Raw genomic sequence first — 6499 nt, forward strand, 5'->3', positions numbered from 1 at the left:
CGGGCCCTGAACTCAGCACAATCCGGTTACCTCTAGGAGAACCTATTCGTGTCCGTATACCTGTATCGGTGGGGCAAGTTCGCGTTCCGCCGCAAATGGATAGTGCTGCCGCTGTGGCTCGTGTTCCTTGGCGCGCTCGGTACCGCGGGTAGCCTGCTCAGCAAACCGATGAGCAACGAGTTCAGCATGCCTGCGCTGCCGTCGGAACGTGCCACGCAGATCCTGGACAAGCAGTTCCCCGGCATGTCCGAGCAGTTCGGTATCGATGCCGTCAGTGGCGCGTACGTCATCAAGGCGCCCGACGGTACGAAGCTGACCGACAAGAACAACAGTGCTGCGATCGACGCGCTGATCGCCGATCTGAAGACGCTGTCGGTCGACGACGGCAAACATCGGCTCGTCACCGAGAAAGACGCTGCGGCACTGAAGAACCCGGTCGAGGTGACCAAGGCGATGGGCTGCCTGACCGACGCCGACCCGGCCGTGTGCTCCGGCGCGCCGCTCAACGTGCTGAGCAAGGACGCCCCGGCCACCGTCGCCGTGCTGTCGGTGCCGTTCGATATCGCCTCGGCGATGGACATCACCGATGCGGAACGGCACGCCGCCTACGACGTGGCCGCGCCCGCTCGCGCGCAGGGCCTGACCGTCGAACTCGGCGGGGCCATCGAACAGAAGCAGGAGCAGCCGAGCGGCCACGCCGAGATGATCGGCATGAGCGTGGCACTGGTGGTCATGGTGATCGCCTTCGGTGCGATCGTGGCAGCTTTCGTGCCGATCATCACCGCGATCGTCGGCCTGAGTGCCGCGATGTTGACGATCTCGCTGAGCACCTCGATCATCGAGATCCCGAGTTTCACGACGTTCCTGGCGTCGATGATCGGCATCGCGCTGTCCATCGACTACGCACTGTTCATCGTCTCCCGCTACAAGCACGAACTGCGGGTGGCGGACAGTCCCGAAGAGGCAGCGGGCATTTCGGTCGGCACCGCCGGATCCGCGGTGGTGTTCGCCGGGCTCACCGTCATCGTCGCCTTGACCGCGCTGAGCATCGTCGGGGTGAACTTCCTGACCTTCATGGGGCTGGGCGGCGCGGTCGCGGCGTTCTTCGCCGTACTCACCGCCATCACGCTGATGCCCGCCCTGCTCGGCGCGTTCGGGCGTTTTCTGTTCAAGCCGAAGCTGCCGCTGGTCGCCAAGCACGACCCGGAAGACGACACGTCCGTCACCAACGGCATGCGGGTGGGCCGCCTGATCGGCAAGCGACCATGGGTCGCCCTTGCCTTGGCGGTGATTGCCCTTGCCGCACTGGCGACTCCGGCCCTCAACCTGCAGCTGGGTCTGCCGGGCGAGGACAGCTTCCCGACCGACTCCACGGTCCGGCAGGCCTACGACATCCGGACGGCGGGCTTCGGCGAAGGCCGCAACGGCATCCTGACCGTGGCCGCCGACCTGGCGAACGTGCCGGAAGGTGAACGCGCAGAGGCGGTTACCGCACTGCGTGACCGACTCGCGCAGTTCCCGGAGATGGACTACGTCACCACACCGCAGTTCAGTCCGAACAAACTCGGCGTCATGCTCAACGGCGTCCCGCGATCGGGACCGAACAACCAGGCCACCAAGGACCTGGTGCGCGACGCCCGCGCCGCCGAGGGCGAGCTGACCGAGCGGTACGGCCTCGAGTACGGAATCACCGGCACCACAGCGATTTACGCCGATATGGACCATGTCCTGCTCGGCAAGATCGTGCCCTACCTGGCGATCGTGGCCGGTGCGGCCTTCGTGCTGTTGATCCTGGTGTTCCGGTCCATCCTGGTGCCGTTCACCGCGGCCCTCGGCTTCCTGCTCTCCATGGCGGCGACCTTCGGCGCCACCGTATTGATCTTCCAGGAGGGCACTTTCGGCCTGATCGCCGATCCGCAGCCGATCATCAGCTTCCTACCGATCATGTTGATCGGGTTGGTATTCGGACTCGCCATGGACTACCAGGTGTTCCTGGTGACCCGCATGCGCGAGGAGTACGTGCACGGCAAGTCGGCGAAGGACGCCATGATCTCCGGGTACCACCACGGTGCCCGGGTGGTCACGTCGGCGGCGATCATCATGATCTCGGTGTTCGGCTCCTTCCTGCTGGAGAACGACGCCACCGCCAAGTCCATGGGGTTCGCGCTGGCCTGTGGCGTCGCGATCGACGCGTTCGTGGTGCGGATGGTGCTGGTGCCCGCGCTGCTGGTGATCATGGGGAAGCGGTCCTGGTGGATTCCGAAGTGGCTCGATCGCATCCTGCCGGACATCGATGTCGAGGGCGCGAAGTTGCGGGCGCTGCGGTCCGATCATGTCGAGCCGGAACCGGAACAGCTACTCATCTCGACCGGTGGCCCACTCGTGGATACGAATAGCGATGCGGGGCAACAATTGTCGGGCGCGACGAGCGGAAAGGCCGCCGCGACGAGTGGCCGGACGATCAACGGCCACATCACTCGTGACAACGGACACCCGGTGCCGGACGCGGTGCTCACACTGATCGACCCACGCGGACATCAGGTTTCGCGCGCGATCGGTGACGGCGGCGGCAGCTACACCATCGAGTCGCCCAGGCTGGGCAGCTATGTGCTGATCGTCTCGGCGAACGGGCATCAACCGGCCGCGGTGAACGTCGCGGCCGTAGATGGCGCGCAGCAGGTCGACATCACGCTGCAGGGAGACGGGAAGCTGTCGGGTGTGGTGCGCACCGCCGCGCGCGAGCCGGTAGCCGGTGCCACGGTCACCGTGACCGACCAGCGTGGCGAGGTGGTCGGTACCGCCGTCACGACGGCGGACGGCGCGTACGCCTGCACGGGTGTGCTGGCCGGAACCTACACCTTGGTGACGGTCGCCGCGCGGATGCGGCCCGCCGCAACGACATTGACCGTGCCCGACACCGGCCGCTTCCGCTTCGACGTCGAGCTCGCGCCGATGGCGATGCTGTGGGGAACGGTGCGGGCCGACGGCCGGACGGTGCCCAACGCCCGGATCACCGTGCTCGATTGGTCCGGTGCGGCCGTCGGCACCGCCCGCACCGACGAGGACGGCCGCTACGCGGTGGCCGACCTGCCGGAGGGCGAGTACACCGTGCTCGCTCGCGGCTATCCGGAGGTGAGCGGCCAGGTGACCATCACCGGCAGCCAAGTCGACCACGACATCCGGCTGAGCTTCGACGCCGACGAATACGCCGAGCTGTCCTGAACTTTCACTACGACAGGATCTCGACGTATCCGTCGGTGCCTTGCACGCGGATGCGCTGCCCGTCGCGGATCAGCTCGGTCGCGTGCTCCACGCCGACGACGGCGGGCAGACCGTACTCGCGGGCGATCACCGCGCCGTGCGTCATCAGCCCGCCGACTTCGGTCACCAGACCCGCGATCGCGACGAACAGCGGGGTCCAGCTCGGATCGGTGTAGGCGGTGACCAGGATGTCGCCCGCTTGCAGATCGGCTTGCGCGATGTCGGGCACGACGCGGGCACGGCCCTCGATCGTCCCGGCGGACACCGCCATTCCGGGCAGCGCGCCCGTCGGCAGGTCTTCGCGCCGATACGTTCCGGTGAGCGCCTCGCCGTCGGAAGTGAGCACCCGCGGCGGGGTGAGGGCCTGATACGCGCGGAACGCCTCCTTACGCTCATCGATGAGTTCCGCACTCGCACTTCGCGTTCGGACCACTTCGCTCAGCTCGTCGAACCGGAGATAGTAGATGTCTTCGGGCTCGCGCAGTACGCCCGCCGTCACCAGACGTTCGGCCTCCCGCAGCAGGGCCTGCTTGTAGATGAAGTAGCGGCTGACCATGCGGTACTTGGGATACTCGCGATACCCGGAGAAAGTGCGGACGCGGTCGATCATCCGTGCTGTCTCGTCGGCCTTCTGCTCTCCGTCCGGCAGTGCGCGCAAGCGTTGCAGGAGTTGCTCTTTCGTCTGTTCGGCGTCGCGAAGGCCGTCCGCGAAGCGCTGCCTGCCCGCGCCGGGCCCGAAGTTCTTGATATTGCCGAGGATTGTCGGCACCAGGGTGGCGGGGCTTTCGCTCCAGCGCGGCCTGGTGATGTCGATCTCGCCGGCGCAGCGCATGCCGTACTTGCCGAGGAAGGCTTCGATCGCGGCGCGTGCCTCGTCGCCGCCCGGGTACCCGGACAGCTTGTCCAAGAAATCGCCGCCGGTCTGCTCGACCTGCTGCAGGTAGGTCACCACGTCCGGATGTGGGCGGATCACATCGGCGACGTCCAGCAAGGCCAGTCCCATCTCCGACGTCACGTTCCCGGGGACCGACTGGGTGAGCGCATCGGCGGCGTTCTTCTCGCCGAGCCACTCCAGCAGCCGATCGTTGAGCCAGAACGAGGCGTCCATCGCGGCATTGATCACCTGTAAACCCTTCGGGGTGAACAGGACTCGCTGCAGTTCCTGGATATCGGCCCGGATGAAGTCGAGCAGACCAGGCCCGGACTCGGTCTGGATGTCGCGGGACAACGTGGCGAGGGAGGCCTCGCTCGCCGCGATCAGCTCGGTGACGATGGCGGGATCGGTCTCGATCGGCGCGGGCGCCGCCGGCGGGGCAGCGGCCGAAACTGCCTCCGGCACTTGATGAACGAAGCCACGATCGATCACGGTCCGCAGCGCGTCACCGATCAGGGGATCGGATTTGCCGAGCGCCTCGGCCACGCCGGTGGCGGTTTTCGGCGACGACAGCGGCTTGGTGACATCCACGAACAGCCGGCCGCCCGCGTCCCGCATGGGCGCGCGGCTCGTGAGCTGCCACAGCGAAATGCCGAGCGGCTTCATCGCATCGGTCATCATCTGCTGATGGCCGACCGAGACATAGACGCGGTTCGCCTCGTCGGCGGCCACCGGAATCGGGAACAGCGTGGTGATCGGCCTGCTCTGCACGATGCGGATAGCCTCGCCGTCGAGACACCATTCGATGTCCTGCGGGCCGCCGAAATGGGCTTCGATGCGGCGGCCGAGCTGCGCGAGCCGGAGCACCTCGGCGTCGGTGAGGACCGGCTCGTTGCGGCGCTCCTTGGCGATCTCCTGCACCTGGGTGCCACCGGTCGGGGCGGGTTCGACGGCGAGTTTCTTGGTGGCGATCGTCCTACCGGTGATCTTGCCGTCGCGCACCTGGTAGATGTCGGCGTTCACGAGGCCGGAGACGAGCGCTTCACCGAGACCGAAGCCGGCGTCGATGGACACGACCGTCCGATCGGAGGTGAGCGGATCGGCCGTGACCAGGATGCCCGAGGCGCGCGGGAACACCATCCGCTGCACGACCACCGCCATCCGAATTGCCGTGTGGTCGAATCCATTTCGCAGGCGGTAGGTAACGGCCCGCTCGGTGAACAGCGAGCCCCAACACCGGCCGATGTGTTCGAGGATCGCTGCGGGTCCCACGATGTTCAGATAGGTGTCCTGCTGGCCCGCGAAGGACGCGGTGGGCAGATCCTCGGCGGTCGCACTGGACCGGACGGCGTAGGCGCCATCCACGCCCAAATGGGCGTGTGCGTCGATGATCTCGGCCGCCACGTCATCGGGAACGACGAAAGCTTCGATCGCGTCACGGATCTGCGCGCTGTGCACACGGATCGCTGCCCGATCGTCCGGCGCGAGACGCGACAGCTCATCGAGCCGCCCCTCGAGTGACGCCGCGCCCGCCGTGGTCCGCGCGAAGGCGTCGGTCGTCACGCAGAAGCCGTCCGGCACGTCGACGCCATCGACCCGCGACAACTCACCGAGGTTCGCACCCTTGCCGCCGACGATCGCCAGCTGCGTCCGATCGATCTCCCCGAACCCGAGCACATACGGCATCCCGCTACTCCTCACCTGGTGGTTTCGGCATTTCGGGAGCGATTATGGACCACAAATCGGCGCCTCATGAGGCCCTGGAATCGTGTGTAAAGTAGAAGAGGGAAAGCGGGGTGGGAGCCTTCACGCACGACGGGGGAGCCCACTAGGCGAATCCCGTTGAACGACTGCGCTATCGGCCGGAGCCCCCAACTCTGCACCTGATCCGCATCGACCCCCAATCCATCAGCCGCCACACCGGCAGTTACGGCGCGGCGTCAGCGTGCCCCCATCGGGCCGAGCCCCGACGTCGCGTGCCCTCAACGACCGAGCCCTGACGTCGCGGGCTTTCATCGACCGAGCCCCGACGTCGCGAGCCCACCTCCCGTCTCCCGACACCCGCCCGCGCGCTGCTCCTCGCAACCGGCGCGCACAGCTCGTTGCCCCGCGCGCAAAATCGCCACCGAATTCGTCCTCGGCGCACCACGATGTGCGCGCGGCGCACACACCGCGACGAGCGGCTCGTCGAGCGTGGCGGCTGGCCGTCGCGTGGTGGTGGGGCGGCTGCGTGCGGTTCTTGATGGCGCGCATGAAATCGTCAGCGATTTCGTGCGCGGTGTACCACGATGTGCGCGCGGTGTGCACATGGCGGCGAGTGGCTCGTCGAGTGCGGCGGCTGGCCGTCGCGTGGTGGTGGGGCCT

The 6499-nt window shown here is 67.0% G+C and carries 2 protein-coding genes and 1 pseudogene; 2 read left to right on the plus strand and 1 reads right to left on the minus strand.

Annotation, left to right across the window (positions count from 1 at the left end; genetic code table 11):
- Nucleotides 1-48: 48 nt before the first annotated feature.
- A pseudogene (locus tag ACFWF1_RS39205) lies at nucleotides 49-2352 on the plus strand (MMPL family transporter); the annotation flags it as partial.
- 30 nt (nucleotides 2353-2382) lie between these two features.
- The gene (locus tag ACFWF1_RS39210) at nucleotides 2383-3222 is read left to right on the plus strand and encodes a collagen binding domain-containing protein (protein ID WP_379281779.1); all 840 of its coding nucleotides are present in this window, start codon (nucleotides 2383-2385) and stop codon (nucleotides 3220-3222) included.
- Nucleotides 3223-3229: 7 nt separating this feature from the next.
- Here ACFWF1_RS39210 and rph read toward each other — a convergent pair whose 3' ends face one another.
- Nucleotides 3230-5821, minus strand: a complete 2592-nt coding sequence (gene rph / locus ACFWF1_RS39215; protein WP_379281311.1) for a rifamycin-inactivating phosphotransferase — start codon at nucleotides 5819-5821, stop codon at nucleotides 3230-3232.
- Nucleotides 5822-6499 lie beyond the last annotated feature (678 nt).

It is taken from the genome of Nocardia sp. NPDC060255, from assembly GCF_042727395.1.
GTDB lineage: Bacteria > Actinomycetota > Actinomycetes > Mycobacteriales > Mycobacteriaceae > Nocardia.